The 16359-nt window shown below is 47.8% G+C and carries 18 protein-coding genes and 1 tRNA gene; 13 read left to right on the plus strand and 6 right to left on the minus strand.

Translation table 11 applies throughout. The features are described from left to right. The first annotated feature begins 152 nt into the window (after nucleotides 1–152). Genes mtrE through mtrH form a run of 8 tightly spaced genes read left to right on the plus strand, consistent with a single transcriptional unit; the run spans nucleotide 153 to nucleotide 5801 of the window. Entirely contained in the window at nucleotides 153–1055 is a 903-nt protein-coding gene (mtrE, locus tag METPAY_RS12195; RefSeq protein WP_048152824.1) for a tetrahydromethanopterin S-methyltransferase subunit E, read from the plus strand. Beyond that, the gene (mtrD, locus tag METPAY_RS12200) at nucleotides 1056–1889 is read left to right on the plus strand and encodes a tetrahydromethanopterin S-methyltransferase subunit D (protein WP_048152825.1); all 834 of its coding nucleotides are present in this window, start codon (nucleotides 1056–1058) and stop codon (nucleotides 1887–1889) included. Between the two features lie 11 nt (nucleotides 1890–1900). Then, entirely contained in the window at nucleotides 1901–2770 is an 870-nt protein-coding gene (gene mtrC / locus METPAY_RS12205) for a tetrahydromethanopterin S-methyltransferase subunit MtrC (protein WP_048152826.1), read from the plus strand. 2 nt (nucleotides 2771–2772) lie between these two features. Beyond that, a complete protein-coding gene (gene mtrB / locus METPAY_RS12210) occupies nucleotides 2773–3057 on the plus strand; it encodes a tetrahydromethanopterin S-methyltransferase subunit MtrB (protein WP_048152827.1) in 285 nt (94 codons plus the stop codon). An 11-nt stretch (nucleotides 3058–3068) separates the two neighbouring features. Further along, the gene (gene mtrA / locus METPAY_RS12215) at nucleotides 3069–3791 is read left to right on the plus strand and encodes a tetrahydromethanopterin S-methyltransferase subunit A (protein ID WP_048152828.1); all 723 of its coding nucleotides are present in this window, start codon (nucleotides 3069–3071) and stop codon (nucleotides 3789–3791) included. A 6-nt stretch (nucleotides 3792–3797) separates the two neighbouring features. After that, nucleotides 3798–4010 (plus strand): tetrahydromethanopterin S-methyltransferase subunit F, encoded by a 213-nt coding sequence (locus METPAY_RS12220; RefSeq protein ID WP_048152829.1) that lies wholly within the window; start codon nucleotides 3798–3800, stop codon nucleotides 4008–4010. A gap of 1 nt (nucleotide 4011) precedes the next feature. Then, nucleotides 4012–4749: a tetrahydromethanopterin S-methyltransferase subunit A gene (gene mtrA / locus METPAY_RS12225; RefSeq protein ID WP_048152830.1), complete on the plus strand. Its 738-nt coding sequence runs from the start codon at nucleotides 4012–4014 to the stop codon at nucleotides 4747–4749. Between the two features lie 14 nt (nucleotides 4750–4763). Further along, complete coding sequence (gene mtrH, locus METPAY_RS12230) at nucleotides 4764–5801, plus strand: tetrahydromethanopterin S-methyltransferase subunit H (RefSeq protein WP_048152831.1); 1038 nt, start codon at nucleotides 4764–4766, stop codon at nucleotides 5799–5801. A 270-nt stretch (nucleotides 5802–6071) separates the two neighbouring features. Here the strand turns inward: mtrH and METPAY_RS12235 are convergent, their stop codons facing one another. Together METPAY_RS12235 and METPAY_RS12240 are read right to left on the minus strand one after the other, a co-directional pair. Next, nucleotides 6072–6518, minus strand: coding sequence for a hypothetical protein (locus METPAY_RS12235; protein ID WP_157199082.1), 447 nt, complete (start codon nucleotides 6516–6518; stop codon nucleotides 6072–6074). A 227-nt stretch (nucleotides 6519–6745) separates the two neighbouring features. Then, the gene (locus METPAY_RS12240) at nucleotides 6746–8077 is read right to left on the minus strand and encodes an MFS transporter (protein ID WP_048152833.1); all 1332 of its coding nucleotides are present in this window, start codon (nucleotides 8075–8077) and stop codon (nucleotides 6746–6748) included. 243 nt (nucleotides 8078–8320) lie between these two features. On the opposite strand from METPAY_RS12240, the gene METPAY_RS12245 reads away from it, so the two are divergent. From METPAY_RS12245 to METPAY_RS12265, 5 genes are all read left to right on the plus strand, one after another. After that, a tRNA-Val gene (locus METPAY_RS12245) sits at nucleotides 8321–8394 on the plus strand. A gap of 159 nt (nucleotides 8395–8553) precedes the next feature. Next, nucleotides 8554–9972: a PAS domain S-box protein gene (locus tag METPAY_RS14445; protein ID WP_052418823.1), complete on the plus strand. Its 1419-nt coding sequence runs from the start codon at nucleotides 8554–8556 to the stop codon at nucleotides 9970–9972. A 140-nt stretch (nucleotides 9973–10112) separates the two neighbouring features. Then, nucleotides 10113–11291: a glycosyltransferase family protein gene (locus tag METPAY_RS12255; protein WP_048152834.1), complete on the plus strand. Its 1179-nt coding sequence runs from the start codon at nucleotides 10113–10115 to the stop codon at nucleotides 11289–11291. A gap of 10 nt (nucleotides 11292–11301) precedes the next feature. Further along, nucleotides 11302–11976 carry a hypothetical protein gene (locus tag METPAY_RS12260; RefSeq protein WP_048152835.1) on the plus strand — a complete coding sequence of 225 codons (675 nt, stop codon included), beginning with the start codon at nucleotides 11302–11304 and terminating at the stop codon, nucleotides 11974–11976. Nucleotides 11977–12002: 26 nt separating this feature from the next. Continuing rightward, nucleotides 12003–13175: an Nre family DNA repair protein gene (locus tag METPAY_RS12265; RefSeq protein WP_048152836.1), complete on the plus strand. Its 1173-nt coding sequence runs from the start codon at nucleotides 12003–12005 to the stop codon at nucleotides 13173–13175. Here the strand turns inward: METPAY_RS12265 and METPAY_RS12270 are convergent. Genes METPAY_RS12270 through METPAY_RS15190 form a run of 4 tightly spaced genes read right to left on the minus strand, consistent with a single transcriptional unit; the run spans nucleotide 13158 to nucleotide 16024 of the window. Beyond that, nucleotides 13158–14804, minus strand: a complete 1647-nt coding sequence (locus tag METPAY_RS12270; RefSeq protein WP_048152837.1) for an ATP-dependent DNA ligase — start codon at nucleotides 14802–14804, stop codon at nucleotides 13158–13160. The genes METPAY_RS12265 and METPAY_RS12270 overlap by 18 nt on opposite strands. A 17-nt stretch (nucleotides 14805–14821) precedes the next feature. Beyond that, complete coding sequence (locus METPAY_RS12275) at nucleotides 14822–15595, minus strand: MBL fold metallo-hydrolase (RefSeq protein WP_048152838.1); 774 nt, start codon at nucleotides 15593–15595, stop codon at nucleotides 14822–14824. A gap of 42 nt (nucleotides 15596–15637) precedes the next feature. Further along, nucleotides 15638–15835, minus strand: coding sequence for a hypothetical protein (locus tag METPAY_RS12280; RefSeq protein ID WP_048152839.1), 198 nt, complete (start codon nucleotides 15833–15835; stop codon nucleotides 15638–15640). Between the two features lie 12 nt (nucleotides 15836–15847). Further along, nucleotides 15848–16024 carry a hypothetical protein gene (locus tag METPAY_RS15190; RefSeq protein ID WP_169743674.1) on the minus strand — a complete coding sequence of 59 codons (177 nt, stop codon included), beginning with the start codon at nucleotides 16022–16024 and terminating at the stop codon, nucleotides 15848–15850. Nucleotides 16025–16359 lie beyond the last annotated feature (335 nt).

The raw sequence follows: 16359 nt of genomic DNA on the forward strand, positions 1-16359 counted from the left end.
GGTTTTATCTTCTGATATGGCCGCAGCGTCTTTTTTTAAGGCAGATGCCTTTCGAAAGCTTTAATAAACTACTAATCGACTTATTTCTGAATCCAGAAAGGGTTTCGTGTTGCATGTACTTTAGTGTGTGCGGCACACAGGAGGATGCCTGAATGGAAGAGTTGTTATTTGGCATCGGTATAAGTGCTATAGCAGGCGCTCTGGCGACAGTGTCCGGAGCTGCGGAGGATACTGAATCTGATATCGGTTCACAGGGTGACCCGAACTCGCAGGTTCAGCTGGCTCCGCAGATGGGTTATATTCACCGTATATTCAGTAAAGCTATATCCGGCGAACCCCCCGCGTACGGACTCTGGATTACGCTTGGAGCAGGTCTTGCATGGGCGCTCATGGCGATCAACTATAATCCGGTTCTTGCGATTATCCTTGGATCGGCAATTGCCGTATTCGTCCAGGGTGTATATGCTACAACAGCATACCTTGGAAGGACAGCAAGTCTGGCAAAATTTGAACAGCCGGTCTATATCGACGTGATAAAGTCGGTTACGACCGTGACTATGGCACATGCATTCGTAGCAATCTTTACATGTGTCACGATGTGTTTCCTCATGGTAAACGCTCTCGGACACCCCTTCCCGCTCCCGCTCATGGGTCTCGTATGGGGTATCGCTCTTGGTGCAGCAGGTTCTGCAACAGGTAACCCGTTCTACGGAAAGGAGCGCCAGTACCAGTCCCAGAAGTTCGGTGCAGGTGTACCGATCTCGGCATCAGGTAACATTGTCCGCTACGCAGAGGCAGGACAGCGCAGTTCACTCGACAACGGATGGTTCACATCCAAGCTCGGCGGCCCCGCATCCGGTGTCTGTTTCGGACTTATCGTATTCCTTGAACTGTGGCGTACAATCTTCTTCGAAGAGTTCGCAGGCGGTTGGGGAGCAGTTATCGCCGGTATTATCCTGATTCTCATCTTCATGATTGTGGACAGGTACATTGAGGTCTGGGCCCGTAAGACATACGGTCCTTACACAGAGGAAAAAACAGAGGAGGCGGCCTGAATGAGTGCACTTGGCGGTGGATCCGGCGGCGGAGAGGGAATGACCCCTGTCGGCATCGTTGTTGGTATCATCTTACTGATTGCGGCACTTGCAGCAATGTATGTAATCTCACCAGGTTTTGCGTTTACTTCTCTTGTGCTTGTGATCGTTGGTGGTCTTCTCATCGGATTCGGAGTTCACTTCGTTCCGGTCGGAGGAGCTCCCGCAGCTATGGGTCAGTCACCAGGTATTGCTACCGGTGTTACCATGCTTGCAGCCGGTGCAGGTCTCGCAGGTCTCTTCGGAGGAGCATGGGCAGCTGAACTCGGGTTCGGTGTTGCACTTGCCGGCGGAGCGATTGGCGGCGGACTCATGATGGCGGTTACATGTCTTATGGTCAACGTAGTGTACGTCTGGGGTATGGGTGTCCCTGCGGCATCAGGTAAGGTCGCAAAGGACCCGATTACAGGCGACACGTTCGAGGCATACAAGTCACAGGGTACCGAAGGTCACGGTCTTCCGTTCATCTCCTATGTAGGCGGTGTTATCGGAGGATGTCTCGGTGGTCTCGGCGGAACTCTGATCTATGTCGAGCTTCTCGGAGTCTATGAGGAATTCCTTCCGATATCGATGGGAGCATCTGCAGAAGCGGTCCTTCCGATTGCAGTAGGAATTGCAGGCATCATTGCTGTAGGTATGTTCCTTGTCAACGCGGTTATTGCTGCATACAACATCACGGGAACAATCGAAGGTCCGCACGACCCGAAGTTCAAGAGATTCCCTCGTGCAATTATGGGATGTGCAGTGGCTTCGGCAATCTGCGGACTGCTGGCAATAATTATGGCGGTAATGTGAGGTGTTAAAAAATGACAGTAGCAATTACAGCATCTGAAGGCGGAATGCCCCACAACAAAGCCCTTGCAATAGGGCTTATCGGAGCGATAATATGTCTTTATCTCACCTACGTAAACGCATACCTGCCCCAGCCTTTGTTCTCATTCTTCGGCGGACTTGCAGCAGTGCTTGCCCTCTGGTGGGGTACGGATACTGTTAAGCATCTCTGCAGTTACGGTCTTGGTACCGGTGTTCCGTCGGCAGGTATGATCGCACTCGGTTCGGGAGTTATTGCAATGCTTCTCGGAAGCAAGCTCAGCGCAATGGGATTCATATCCACACCACTGATTATCCCGATCGGAACGGTTATCATTGCCGCAATTCTCGGAATTATCATCGGTTTCATCTCTGATAAGATCGTTAACATGAATATTCCTGTTCTCATGGTATCTCTCGCCGAACTCTGTATGGTCGGTGCAATCATAATCATGGGACTTACTGCAATGGCAACAGGCTCATTCGTGTTCGCAGATCTGGTGTCAGGTTCTACCACATTCTTTGGAATTGTAATGTTAGATACCACCTCGTCATATCTCGGCGGCTGCGTTATCGCTGTCGTGTTTATGCTTGGTGCATTAGGTGTTCAGCATGCGTTCAACGCGTGTCTCGGACCTAACGAGTCACAGGACAGGACACTCATGCTTGCAGCAGAGTGCGGATTCCTGAGTATGATCACTGTATCTATCATATCCTTTGCATTCGTGAGCTTCCTTTCAGCAATTCTCTCGTTCATCATATCAGTTATTGGATGGGTGTACACATACCGTAAGTACTTCGAGCTCTCAAAGCGTGATGCGTTCATGTGGCTTGATGCAAAACCGATTCGTGAGAAGGAGGCCTGAAAATGGGATATATTCAAGTTCTTCCGGAATTCGGTCTTGTAGCGGATCCGGTCGTAGGTCTTGTAACCACAGCCGGAGCATCGCTTGCACCGATTCTGGACGAGATAGGAGAGGTAGAGAAGATTGCCGATGATATCGTAGGAATGCTCTCCGGAGAAGGCAATTTCCTTGCATCTTTCCCCCACAGGGAAAAATCACTTGTGTATGCCGGTGGCGTGACAGCTATGTGGTACGGTATGGCAGTTGGACTACTTATCGCGGGATTGTTCGCATTTGCTTTGATCTGAGGTGAAGAAAAATGGCAGATAAAAAATCTCCGGCCTCAGGCTGGCCAAAGATCCAGGGTGATTACCACACCGGCGATGCAAACAGCTGCGTTGTAGTAGTTACAATGGGTTCACACCTTGACGAGCAGGGCGTCTGCGATGCCGGCGCAGGAATGTGCGGTTCATGCAAGACCGAGAACCTCGGTCTTGAGAAGATCGTAGCGAACGTAATTTCGAACCCGAACATCAGGTTCATAATCACCTGCGGTACAGAAGTCAAGGGACACCTTTCCGGGCAGTGCTTAAAGGCCCTTCACGCCGGCGGTGTGGAAGGCGGAAAGATTGTCGGTGCAAAGGGAGCAATTCCGTTCATCGAAAATCTCAACGATGCCGCAATCAAGCGCTTCCAGGAGCAGGTCGAATTAATCGACATTATGGAGACCGAGGATCTCGGTGCAATCAAGGCCAAGGTTCAGGAATGCATAAGCAAAGACCCCGGAGCCTTTGAGGGCGACGCGATGGTCATTGAGGTCAAGGAAGAGGAAGGCGGTAGTGGCGAGACCGAGGGCGAGGAAGCCCCGATGACAGCCGAAGTCGCTCTCCTGCATGCCAGAATGAAGGTAATCCAGGAAAAGGTTACCGGCATGGGTCTCCAGGACCGCTTTGCAGCGGGTGTCTATTCAGGTAAAGTAGAAGGACTCATGATCGGTCTGATCGTGTCTTTTGCCGTTCTCGGCTTCCTGTTAATGGGGTGATAAGAGATGTCAGATGAAGAGAAATCAGGTCCGACAATAATAAGGACAGCAGCTATCGAGGACATGGTCGCCGACATGCGCTATAAAGGACAGATCCTGGCAAGGACCAACAAGCTTGAATCAGGTATAATGGATTCAGGTATTGTAGGTTTCATGTTTGGTCTCCTGATCACGCTGGCACTGACAATAGTTCCGGTATATCTGATGGGAGGTATCTGAGATGGCAGATAAGAAATCCCCCGCTTCCGGCTGGCCAAAGATCCAGGGTGACTACCACTCCGGCGATGCAAACAGCTGCGTTGTAGTAGTTACTATGGGATCGCACCTTGACGAGCAGGGTGTCTGTGATGCCGGTGCTGCACTGTGCGGTTCATGCAAGACCGAGAACCTCGGTCTTGAGAAGATCGTAGCGAACGTGGTTGCGAACCCGAACATCAGGTTCCTGATCACCTGCGGTACGGAAGTCAAGGGACACCTTTCCGGGCAATGCTTAAAAGCCCTTCACACCGGCGGTGTGGAAGGCGGAAAGATTGTCGGTGCAAAGGGTGCTATTCCGTTCATCGAGAATTTGGATGATGCTGCAATCAAACGCTTCCAGGAGCAGGTTGAAGTAATCGATATCATGGAGAGCGAGGACCTCGGTGCAATAAAAGCCAAAGTCCAGGAATGCATAAGCAACGACCCAGGGGCCTTTGCAGCCGATGCGATGGTCATAGAGGTCAAGGAATCTGAAGGAGGATCCGAGGCAACGGTTGCTACGGCCAACCCGCAGTTCCTTGAGGCCGAGGCGCGTCTCAATGCAATCGAAGAAAAACTTGAGTTCGTAGAAGGAGAACTTATGCAGCGTAACGGTCGTAAGATCGGACGTGATATAGGTATTCTCTACGGTCTTGTTGCAGGATTGTTTACATTCATGATATTGATTGTATTACTCTCAAAACTTATGGCATTGGTGTAAGGAGGAGTGAAATAATGTTCAAATTCGAGAAAGAACAGACGGTACTCGACTTTAACGGTACCAAGATTGGAGGGCAACCCGGAGAATACCCGAGGGTGCTCGGAGCTTCCATCTTCTATAACAAGCACGAGACTGTTATCGATGATGAGAAGGGCATAATTGATAAGGATCGCGCAGAGGCTCTCTGGAACAGGTGTTTGGAACTTTCCGACCAGAGCGGAGTTCCACACTTCTGCCAGATCATCTCTGAAACATCAGAGGCATTCGAAAGCTACTTCCAGTGGTTTGATTCGATCGACAACAAGACCGCATTCCTGATGGATTCGTCAAATCCTGCAGCACTTGCACATGCATGCGGCTATGTTACTGAAGTAGGTCTTGCAGACCGTGCAATCTACAACTCGATCAACGGTTCAATCGGACCGGAGAACATCGAGGCACTGAAGAACAGTGATGTCGATGCAGCAATCGTACTTGCATTCAACCCCGGTGACCCCTCGGTCAAGGGACGTGAGCAGGTACTTTCACAGGGTGGAGTTGCAGGACAGGAAAAGTCAATGATGGCTATCGCGGAAGAGTGCGGTATTAAACGCCCCATCCTCGATACGGCTGCAACACCTCTCGGACTTGGTTCCGGCGGTTCATTCCGTGAGATTCTTGCATGCAAGGCAATCCACGGTCTTCCAACTGGTGGTGCATACCACAACATGACCGTTTCATGGCCCTGGCTCAAGCGCTGGAGAGGATCCAAGAAGAACCCGTCACTGCTCTTACAGCAGTATGAAGGAAAGGATCTTCTTGCAGAACAGATGTCCCACCACCACTCCGGTGGACTTGAGGGCTTAAAGCAGGCAGCATGGACAGCACCTGATATCGGATGTAACATCATGGCTGCAACACTCGGCGCAGACCTCATCATGTACGGACCTATCGAGAACTGTGAAGCTGCAACAACAGCAATTGCATTCTCAGACATCGTCCTCGCAGAGGCTGCAAAAGAGTTTGGTCTTGAGCCGCAGGTGGACACCCATCCGCTCCTGCACCTGGTATAAACCCTTTAAACATATTTTTTTAAAGGCTTTATCAGCCTCTTTTTGTGAAATTTATCTAGGCAGAGTTTAGCAGTTCTGTTTGCAATAATTCTGGTGTCCCGTTTTAATCCTCCAAAAAGTGCTCTAATATTCAGTAAATTTATCCTATGTAGGTAAATTCTGGAAAATGCAGAGACTCCGGGTTTGGATTATTATAATTTCTTCAGGGATTCATTGAGAGAAATCTTATATTTCAGGTTAAGAGAGAATAAAATATTCATCCTTTAAGCACTACTCGTCTCCGGAAAAGTCATTATTCACAGGACTTCCTAACACTGTTTTCAGGTACCAAAAGAGAAGAAGCATCACGATTATCATTTCAATGAAGAATCCGATATTCAATAGAATCCCTGGAAGAATATTGTCGTCTCCTGCAGTAGATTTAAACCCGAAGGTTAACCCATCGAACAGCCATCCTGAAAGAGGAAGTCTCTTGGAAAAGTAATAATCGGGAAAAGCCTGTCCCAGGACCATTTCGGGTGTGATAATCATCACGAAGATAAAAGGGATTGATATGAACGGGGCCAGAAAAGCAGCAAGTTGTTTCCATTTCTCCCTGATATTGAGGGGGAAAACATTCATTGCAATAGCAACTGCACAGGATACGGCGAATGCTATCGTGATGAACCATGCTGAAACTGAAATGGTGCCGGAATTATCAGGGCCTGAAATAACCATCGTCCATAGAATCAGAGATAATATAAACAAAACGGGCGGGATCAACAGTTTCAGTTTAACGGATTTTATCATCCTAAATCCGAAATACAAAAGAAGCGATATGCATGACGGCAGCAAAAACAAAAATAATACTTCTATCGTTTTAATCCCCCGTTTTGGTAAGTCATCTGATAAAGTGATCTGTTTTCAGTTCTAAAATTATTTTGGTGTCCGAAAAAAATATGATTTCAATCCGGATTCAGCCTTGTCACGATTATTGCCAGTCCTATATACACGAATGCCAGGACAACATAAGTAATCCTGTAGTTTGCCGTCCCTCCGGATGCCGAATCGAAGGCGGCACCAAGAAGCGCTCCGCCGATGAGTGAACCGGCATTGAGTAGGACGTTCAGCAGCCCCTGGGCCGAGGCCCTGTCCTCTTTTCCCGATTCGTGCAGCATCAGGTAGTATAGTGCATTCCCTGCAATGGAGGCGTTGCCGATTCCGATTAGGATTATCGAGAGGATGAAGGTATAGATCGATCCGGAAATACCGAGTATGAACATTCCTGCAGCTGAGATCAGACCGCCTGCAAGCATTATGGGTTTGGGTCCGGTCTTGTCGAGCAGTTTTCCTACTGCAAGGGTTGCGATGAGCGATGCGACCGTAAAAGGCAGAAGGATGTAAGCACCGGCCGAGTCACTCAGGCCGAAGGCCATTATCGCAAATGTAGAGAGGAAGTATGTCCCGGCACCGGCTGTATATCCCAGAAGGGTCAGGATGCTTGCGATCAGCGGATTTTTTCGCTTCAGCATTGAGAGAGGCAGTATCTTCTCCTCTGTACTTCTTTCGAATTTAAGGAAGAGAAGTAGGGAGACAATCATTACAGCAAGGAGGATTAAGGCTCCTGCCGAAACCGGCGACCCGGAGAATTCCGTGATGAATATTGCAAAGGCAGCAATAGCAAGGCTGAGAGTGATAATGCCTTTCCAGTCGATTGCCTTTTTTCCTGAAAAGCCGCTGTCGGCCGGGAGCAATTTATATGCAAGGCAGGCCAGCACCAGTGCAACCGGTATATTCACAGCGAATACGAAATGCCAGTCGAAGTTTATCAGGAATCCGGCGATGAGGGGGCCGGCTGCATATACTAAGCTTATGATAACTCCGAATATACCGAGGACGGTACCCCTGTTTTCAGAAAAATGATCGCCGATCAATACTATTGCAAGGACGGAGATACCTGCTCCGATCCCCTGAAGTGCTCTCCCGGCGAGGAACCACTCGAAAGACTGCGCAGAGACGATTACCAGGAGTCCGGCGATGAACGAGGATATGCATAGAAGGTAGATCTTCTTTCGCCCGATATAATCGGCCATCTTCGCAATTATCGGGGTGAAGATCAGCAGGAAAAGGACTTCTATATTTATCGCCCATGAGATGAGCCCTTCGCTTACACCGAAAGCCGTCTTCAGGGGATATAGTATCGGGGATACGGTAGATCCGTCAAGAGCTATCATGACGGCTCCGGTAAAGATGACTGCAAGGATTTGGGATTTCTTACTTTCAAATAAATTATTCATATATGTTCAGCAATTGATCGTATTATTTATGTATACATTAACAATGCGATATTGATTTCAGATTTGCTGCCTAAATTTGAACAGGGTAACATAGCCGAATATACTGGATTTTGTATATTCAGTTGCGATAATTTGGGGCAATTCTTTTGTTGCTTATTAATCCGGCAGATCCTCTCCGGTGTCAAAGAGAATTGTTTTTATAAGCGCAATTACATAACTTATAGAGCACTACGACAATTGTGAGGGCCCGTGGTCTAGCTGGTTATGACGTCGCCTTGACATGGCGGAGGTCTTGAGTTCGAATCTCAACGAGCCCACTTTTCTTTATTTTCATAAACTAATCGGATGTTAATTTTCAGTTTTTGATATTTTGTTTTGAATTTTAAATTTTATCGTGAATACAGGTAAATTCATTTTCCAAGTGGCAAATATTTTTACATCTTCAAGTTCTATTCACGTCAGAGGAGGAAAACCCTGTGGAGCTTTCATATAAAAATCTGTTAAGGCTCTTTGAGATCCAGTTCGCTTTTTTTATGATATGCGATAAAGAAGGGAGAATTCAGTATGCGAATTCCAGATGTGAAAAATTAGGGATAATCAGGGAAAAGGCCGGAGGAGACAAGCCGCAGGAACTATATCCGGAAAAGACTTCTGATTCAATCAGAACAATTGCACTGAGTACAATAAAATCCGGGAAAGTCGTCCGTACGGATATTTCACTCCCAATACCCGGCGGGGAGAGATGGTATGAGATCACGGCAACCCCTGTTTATGATAAGTCCATTGAATCCGTTGCAGTGATGATGACCGGCAGGGATATCACTGAATGCAGGGTCACGGGGGAGAGGCTTAGCAATTCAAAGCTTCAGATCGATATTCTTCTTGACGGTTCTCCCGTACCGATGTTCATTCTTAACGAGGATCACAGGCTGATCTACTGGAACAAGGCGCTTGAAAGGCAGAGCGGTATCAAGGCCGGGGATGTTCTGGGAACAAAATCGCAATGGAAGATCTTTTACTCCAAAAAAAGGCCTACCCTGGCTGATGTACTCCTTGACAATTCCCTGGACGATCTGGGTAAATGGTACCCGGACCTGCCCCGGCAGTCTGAAGATATTCCCGGTGCATATGAAATTGATAATTATTACCCTGACCTTGGTCCCGGAGGCAAATGGCTTAAGCTGATCGCGTCCGCCTTAAAAGATGACGGGGGCAGAACCTACGGCGCAATTGAAACCTATATCGATATTACGGAAAAAAAGAAGGCTGAACTGGCATTGAAGGAAAGTGAGGAGAAATTCCGCGAAGTGTTCAACAATGCTAACGACATGATAATTCTCACCTATTTTGACGAGAAGCACCCCGGGAGAATAATCGAAGTCAATGAGCGTGTAGTAATGGACCTAGGCTATCAAAAATCCGAGCTCATTGATATGGACCCGTTAATGCTGGTTGATGAATCCGACCGGGAAAAATCTGGAGAGATTCTTAATAAAATTGCCACAGTGCCGGGGTTCTTGTATGAGCTTCTCCTGAAAACAAAAGAGGGGGGGGAAATAGCTGTCGAGATAAAAACTAAGGCATTTGAACTGGGTGGGCAGCAGGTTGCGTTATCCGTAATGCGAGATATCACCGAGAGAAATAAAGCCCGTGACATTGAAAAAAGGGCATTCACACAGATTGAAGAGAACATCACCCAGCTTGCAACCCTGGGGGATGCAATAAGAAACCCGCTTGCAGTGATTGTAGGCCTTGCCGATCTCAATGGTGGGGAGCTTGGAGAAAAAATAAAGAGGGAAGCCAGGGAGATCGACGATTATATCACTATTCTCGATCGGGGCTGGATCGAGTCTGAAAAGGTGAGGTATTTCCTGAAAAGGCACTATGGCATATGAGATATTTTAGTCCCAGAATTTTCGTAATATTTTTTTTATAGTTTTTAATAAGATGGAAGGAGCATTTGATTAAGTTTTAATGAAAGATTATTCTTGTCAATAGACAAATATATAGAAGAATACAATACCTGAGGTACCAGATGAAAATCCTTTTTGTTGTGTGCGGTGAGGGACTGGGTCATGCTTCAAGAAGTACAAAACTAGCCCGCTATCTTGAAAACTTCGGCCATACATGCATCTTTGCATCATATGGCAAGGCCTATGATTACATCAGCAGACAGGGTGGTTTTCAGGTTTATGAGACTCCTGGCGAGGTTAAACTAGAGGGTGACAACGGGTATTTCAGCATATCCAGGACATTATGGTCCTCCAAAGGGGTAATGATAAACCTTGGAAAATCACTGCAAAGTATAAGGCATATAATTACGGAGCATTCAATAGATCTTCTGGTATCCGACACGATGTACGGGGCGGTAACGGCTGCAAAGCTCGAATCGATCCCGTCGGTTTTTATAACAAACCAGAATTCATTCTCTACAGCCGATGACTCGGGTTCGAGGTACTGGAAAGCCCTTAGCAAAATTGTAGGTAAATACCTGACAGTTCCCGACAGGGTGATCGTCCCGGATTTCGAGCCTCCGCACACGGTCTGCGAATATAACCTCAAATTGGATAACGGTTACAGGCCGGTATTCGATTTTGTCGGCCCGATAATCGACAGCAATATGCTGGGATACGAGCTCAAAAAAGAGACGATCTTCGCTTCTTTCGGCGGAGAGCCTTTTAAGGTTCCTCTCTACCATATGCTGAAGAAGATTGCCGATGAAAGACCTTTCCATACTTTTGAAGCCTTCTCCACGACCCCGGGACTTCCCGACAGCTCGAATAATTTCAGGGTATACAGCTACGTGGATGACATACACCGGTATATGGCCCACGCGAGAGTGGTGATCCTTCATGGCGGGCTTACGAGCCTGCACGAATCCTTATTGTTCAACAAGCCGTGCGTCATGATAGTCGATCCCCATCATCCCGAGCAATGGAACAATGCAAGAAAGATCGAGGAGATGGGTGCGGGGATACTCCTCGAGGGAGACAAGGTCACGGAGAAAAGACTCAGCGATGCGATCGACGAGGCGCTTACGATGAAAGTTCCGGACATGACTCATCTCTTCAATTCACAGGACGGAAAGGTGAAATCCTATAAAGTGATCGAAGAACTTATGGCAAACCCCGGTTATCCCAAGGAAAGGATTCACTTGAGAAGAGAATCTATAAAGTGGCTGAAGAATTATGAGAATATTATAAGATCCAAATGAGGAGAATAAAATGGATGAGAGTTTTAAGACCATTTTGATACTGCTTTCAGGTATGGTAGTTATTCTTGCCGTATTCCTTCTGATAGCCGGAAATATATATCCTGACGGAGTCGAAATGCTGGGGATTACTCCCGAATCATCATACAGCTATGAAGTATCGGTAACATCATCCGATACATTATATAACGTCACACTATTCCTTCCGCTTCCTTCAGATCTCGGGTACTCCGCGGTGGGGTACGGGATCCTGAACGGCAGCGGTTACGGAATCCCGGCTAATATGGCGACCGATATCTTCGGTGAAGGAGAATCCCTGTTTCTAAAGGCAACCCTCCCGGAAACGGACGGGCTGAAATTCGGAATAAATGTCGATAACAAGGTGCTTCTTGATACAATCGACCCAATATTAAATTCATACGTGATCCGCCCGGTAATGGATCTTCAGAGCGGGGAGAGCACTGATACCTATAAGACTTACATCTATGCCTCATATGATGCATCTCCCGGAGCTGTGGTTACAATAGATATCAGCGAAGAGGGCAAGAATACCTGGAAGGTATTCTCGGAAAAGACAAATTATTTTGATGAGCATGTCTCCCTTTCGTTGACAAAATCCCCTGATAAATGGGAGAAGGCTGATGTTTCCCTCAGTAAGGAAAACGGGGACTATTCAGTCCTCTTTTAATATTTTTAACAGAATCCCCTGATGTTATGAGAGCTGGTCTTTGTGCTGAATGCAAGGGCCGCGGGTTCTGCGGCCTGAAAGAGTGTCCTATTACTAAGAGATTTTATGCCGGGCTTAGGACCAGAGTAACAAAGGAATACATGGGGGAATCGCCGTCTGTTTTTATCGGGAGCAGAAATTATCCTTCTGTCTCGGGCGGACCCCTGATGATCGGTGAATCGGACGATCCTGAAGACTGGGTCCGCAGAAATTATTCCATCGACGATATTGTAGGAATCCGTGCAGGGACCATAAGAGGAAATTCGCGTTATAAAGTAAAACAGGCATTGCCGGATCTGCCGATCCAGGAGATTGCACTTTCTAAGAAACCTCTTGATGTCGAGGTTGCATTTGAAAAACCGGTATCCTTCGACCTGAAATTCGACGGAATCCTTGCACCTGTAGGGCTTTCGGGATCTATCGAGAAACTGAAGGTGCTCGATAACGCTTCAGTGCCTGTTGTCGTAGACAGGATAACTTCCGATACCGATCTTAAAGCCACCGAAGGGGTAATCGAGCTGTACAAATCTGGGATCGATCACCATTACATCACCCAGCTCCTGACATCCGGACAATTAGGAGTAAAGCGGCATATTGTTCCGACAAGATGGGGTATAACGGCTGTCGACGACACGATATCATACGCCCTTAAAAGGGAAGTCATGAGAAACCCCCAGGTGTCGGGTATTACGATGCTTACAGCATCGCTTCATGCGAACAGGATCATCTGCGTTCTTCTGCCGGGCGAATTCAGGTTCGAGATGATCGAGATCTGGGGCCAGGGAAGCATGTGGGGCGGCAGCGAAGGGGATACCATCGTCGTTGATTCCGAGGGAGAGAAGAGGAAGACGAATTACTCTCCTATAACAGGTGCATATTACTCAGCAAGGCTCGCAGTCCTTGAATATCTAAGGAGTACCGGGCGGTGCGCTTCGGTGCTTGTGGTAAGACAGGTCTCAAAGGATTACTGGGCCCCGCTCGGCACATGGGTTATCCGGGAGGCATCACGAAAGGCGATGAACTCTGTTCCCATAAGTTTCGATGATACGGCCGCAGTCGAGGCGGAGATCAACATGATCCTCGGTTCAAGACAGTGGAGGAGCTACAGCAGGCTCTTAAACGATATAAAGTCGCAGAAAAGGTTATCTGATTTTTTCTGACTGTGCCCTGAAACGATCTTCAATCGATGAGATCGTTTCGATCTCGTCAATACCCTTGTCGTCCCTGAAGCGGATGAACCTCGGGAACCTGAGTGCATAGCCGGCCTCGTAATTGGTACTCTTTTGGATCTCGGCATACCCTACCTCAAACACAACTTCAGGCTCGAAATTTACCACCTTGCCGGACTCGGAGATCTCCTTGTCCTTCAGGAGATCATATACTCCTGCGAGAGCCTCGTCTGAGAAACCCGTCGCAACCTTCGAGATCCTGAGAAGCCTTCCGGATTCGTCCTGGCACGCGAGGATGAAGGATCCGAAGAGATGGGCGCGTTTCCCTTCGCCCCATTCCGCACCGACTACTGCAAGGTCTATAGTATCGACGGAGGGCTTAATCTTTATCCACTGGCGAACCCTCTGTCCCGGTGTATATGCCGATTTGAGCGATTTGATCATTATTCCCTCGTGGCCGGCGTCGAGCGCTTCCCTGTAGAACGCTTCGATGGTTGCAATATCGTCGGAAACTATCTGCGGGGCTACATGTGATGAGACATTCTCCACGAGGATTTTTCTTCTCTCTTCAAAGGATCTGTCGATGAGAGTCTCCCCGTCGAGATAGAGAATATCGAATATGTTCGGGACGAGTCTGATATTTTCAATATGCGATGCGATATCGTGTTTTCTCCTGAATCTCTTCAGGACGTGCTGGAAAGGCATCGGATTTCCGTTCCCGTCGACCGCGATGACCTCACCGTCGAGTATAACATCGTGTCCGGTCGTTTTAACGAGAATGTCGACGATATCGGGAATCGCACTGGTGACCTCTTCAAGTTTTCTCGAGTATATCCTGCATTTATCGCCGGATTTGTGGAACTGGAATCTGGTTCCGTCGTATTTGTACTCCGCAGCAATTGCGCCCTGTTCCTCAACCATCCCGGTGATCGTTCCCTGCTTTGCAAGCATCATCTTTACCGGCCTGAAGAGCGAGATCCTGACCTCTCTTAATTCTTCAGCCCCTTTTTTTGCAATTACCGCGATCTCGCCGAGATCGTTTGCCGCCTGGTACGCATGCTCGACCGACTCAGTCGGGACATTGAACGCCTTTGCGATCGCGTCGCGGATGTTGCCTTCACCTATTCCTATCCTGAGTTCACCGAGGATCAGCCTTGAAAGGTATTTCCCTTCGGCCCCACCCGCATTTGCGAAAAGTTTCCTGACTACTTTCAGCTTTTCCTTCTGAGACCGGTTCCCTTCTATCGAGGCAAGATAGACGAAATCCGAATATACATCCCTGAGATCGGGGTTTTCTGAAAAAAATGACGTCTGTTCTTTTTTGGAGAGGATATTTTCAACAGCAGTCCCCACATCGCCTTGTTTGTTGATCTCCCTGACGACTTTGCTCCTGTCGTTCCCTGCGACATATGCAACCGACTCGAATACAAGATTCGGCCCGATCCCGATCTTGTCCTGGCTCCAGTCGGGAAAGATCCTGCCCATCAGGAACCTGATAAATATCGGGAGCTCTTGGTCGTCCAGTTCGGGAAGATGGGATGCGATCATGTCTATCGTATCAAGCCTTCCGGAGATCTTCTCCAGCTTCTCACAGATCTCTGAGAATTCGCTAAACTGCATATGTATGTTCCCTAAATCTACAACCTGATTGTTGCCGAAATCTCGTGCTGAAGAGCTACGCCGATGGAGACGTTACAGTCACCGCAGAGTGCTTCCGATGCATTCTCCAGCGCCTTTTGAGGGGTGTTGTTCTCTTCGCTGAGGTGTGCCAGGATGGTCCCGCTGATGTCGCGCTTAAGCGATTTCAGGCATTCGCCTGCCGCAATATTCGACAGGTGCCCGCGGTTCTGGTCTCTTATTCTCTCCTTCAGGTATACAGGATACGGACCGTTCTGGAGCATGACCGGACAGTGGTTGCTTTCGAGAATGACATATTCGGATTTTCTAAGATTCTCAAGTATCTTTTCACTGATCATTCCGGTATCAGTGCAGTATCCAATTCTGCTCCCGCTCTCGTCTATTAAAAATCCGCACGGATCGCATGCGTCGTGATGTGTTGAAAATGCAGTTATTTTAAATCCGTCGACGGTGAACGGCTCGTCCTTCCTGCAGGGTTTTAGTTCGACCGGTTTATCGGATTTCCGCTTCTCTTCGAACTGCCATAATGTTCCGTGGGTTGCATATACGGGGATGTCGAGTTTTCTTGCGATAACGTCGACACCCTTCATATGATCGGAATGCTCGTGGGTGAGGAGAACTCCCTGTATCAGCTCTTTTTTTCCTCCTGCCTCATCAAGCCGTTTAAGGATCTCTTTTGTGCTCAGTCCGGCATCGATCAGGAGTGCTCCCGAATCGCCTTCAATATATGTGCAGTTGCCCTTGCTGCCGCTCGCCAGAACTGTAACCCTCATTCCTGACTAAGTATAGATGTGAAAGTAAAAAAAATAGTGGAATTATTTGCATTCGCTCTTATCGGTTTTGCATTTTTCTATTTCAACAAGAATTGGTGCTATAGTTCCTGAATGAATACATCTCTTCACAAGTTTTACGAGTCTCTTGTTGTAGTATATATGCGATATCTGGAAGCCTGACAAAAACCCGAAGCACAATGTCACCACACCCAGGAGAAGGATACCGGTCATCTCGTCCATTTTTACACCTCCTTAGGAAATCTCGCTCATTTCATCGATAAGCGGTTCGAATGAATCATCGTCCATGCATTTCTGGGCAGCAATATAGAATCTTTTGCTGTAGTAGGACTTCATTATAAAGAAGCCCAGAACGATTCCTGCGGCAAAGAGTATTATTACTATCCCAAATCCAAACAACACATCAGCCATTGTATCATCTGATGATGCGCATTCAATTATTATAAAGTATATAGTCTTATCTGTGAGATCAGGTTCATGGTCAGACGTACTGCCCGCGATTCTGAAAGAAGAATCCGGGCGTGATATTGCATTTGAGGTCGGAAAAATGAATCCGGGTGTTAATACCTATATTGTCAGATCATACGATCGCTCTGCTCTCATCTTCTCTTTTCCGGCCGTAATCCGGTGCAACCTGCCTGGTCAGGATCTGCTCCCTGATAAAATAGGTTATGATGGGGCGGTCGGGGCGTTCATCGAAGAGGTGAAGGGGCATTCGCGATCGATCGAAGGTCTCCGCCCCCTCG

The organism is Methanolacinia paynteri (assembly GCF_000784355.1).
Lineage (GTDB): Archaea > Halobacteriota > Methanomicrobia > Methanomicrobiales > Methanomicrobiaceae > Methanolacinia > Methanolacinia paynteri.

What these genes read in the sequence shown, in the direction of transcription:
- mtrE (WP_048152824.1), top strand. Translation starts at nt 153, where the DNA reads ATGGAAGAGTTGTTATTTGGCATCGGTATAAGTGCTATAGCAGGCGCT.
- mtrD (WP_048152825.1), top strand. Translation starts at nt 1,056, where the DNA reads ATGAGTGCACTTGGCGGTGGATCCGGCGGCGGAGAGGGAATGACCCCT.
- mtrC (WP_048152826.1), top strand. Translation starts at nt 1,901, where the DNA reads ATGACAGTAGCAATTACAGCATCTGAAGGCGGAATGCCCCACAACAAA.
- mtrB (WP_048152827.1), top strand. Translation starts at nt 2,773, where the DNA reads ATGGGATATATTCAAGTTCTTCCGGAATTCGGTCTTGTAGCGGATCCG.
- mtrA (WP_048152828.1), top strand. Translation starts at nt 3,069, where the DNA reads ATGGCAGATAAAAAATCTCCGGCCTCAGGCTGGCCAAAGATCCAGGGT.
- METPAY_RS12220 (WP_048152829.1), top strand. Translation starts at nt 3,798, where the DNA reads ATGTCAGATGAAGAGAAATCAGGTCCGACAATAATAAGGACAGCAGCT.
- mtrA (WP_048152830.1), top strand. Translation starts at nt 4,012, where the DNA reads ATGGCAGATAAGAAATCCCCCGCTTCCGGCTGGCCAAAGATCCAGGGT.
- mtrH (WP_048152831.1), top strand. Translation starts at nt 4,764, where the DNA reads ATGTTCAAATTCGAGAAAGAACAGACGGTACTCGACTTTAACGGTACC.
- METPAY_RS12235 (WP_157199082.1), bottom strand. Translation starts at nt 6,518, where the DNA reads ATGGTTATTTCAGGCCCTGATAATTCCGGCACCATTTCAGTTTCAGCA.
- METPAY_RS12240 (WP_048152833.1), bottom strand. Translation starts at nt 8,077, where the DNA reads ATGAATAATTTATTTGAAAGTAAGAAATCCCAAATCCTTGCAGTCATC.
- METPAY_RS12255 (WP_048152834.1), top strand. Translation starts at nt 10,113, where the DNA reads ATGAAAATCCTTTTTGTTGTGTGCGGTGAGGGACTGGGTCATGCTTCA.
- METPAY_RS12260 (WP_048152835.1), top strand. Translation starts at nt 11,302, where the DNA reads ATGGATGAGAGTTTTAAGACCATTTTGATACTGCTTTCAGGTATGGTA.
- METPAY_RS12265 (WP_048152836.1), top strand. Translation starts at nt 12,003, where the DNA reads ATGAGAGCTGGTCTTTGTGCTGAATGCAAGGGCCGCGGGTTCTGCGGC.
- METPAY_RS12270 (WP_048152837.1), bottom strand. Translation starts at nt 14,804, where the DNA reads ATGCAGTTTAGCGAATTCTCAGAGATCTGTGAGAAGCTGGAGAAGATC.
- METPAY_RS12275 (WP_048152838.1), bottom strand. Translation starts at nt 15,595, where the DNA reads ATGAGGGTTACAGTTCTGGCGAGCGGCAGCAAGGGCAACTGCACATAT.
- METPAY_RS12280 (WP_048152839.1), bottom strand. Translation starts at nt 15,835, where the DNA reads ATGGACGAGATGACCGGTATCCTTCTCCTGGGTGTGGTGACATTGTGC.
- METPAY_RS15190 (WP_169743674.1), bottom strand. Translation starts at nt 16,024, where the DNA reads ATGGCTGATGTGTTGTTTGGATTTGGGATAGTAATAATACTCTTTGCC.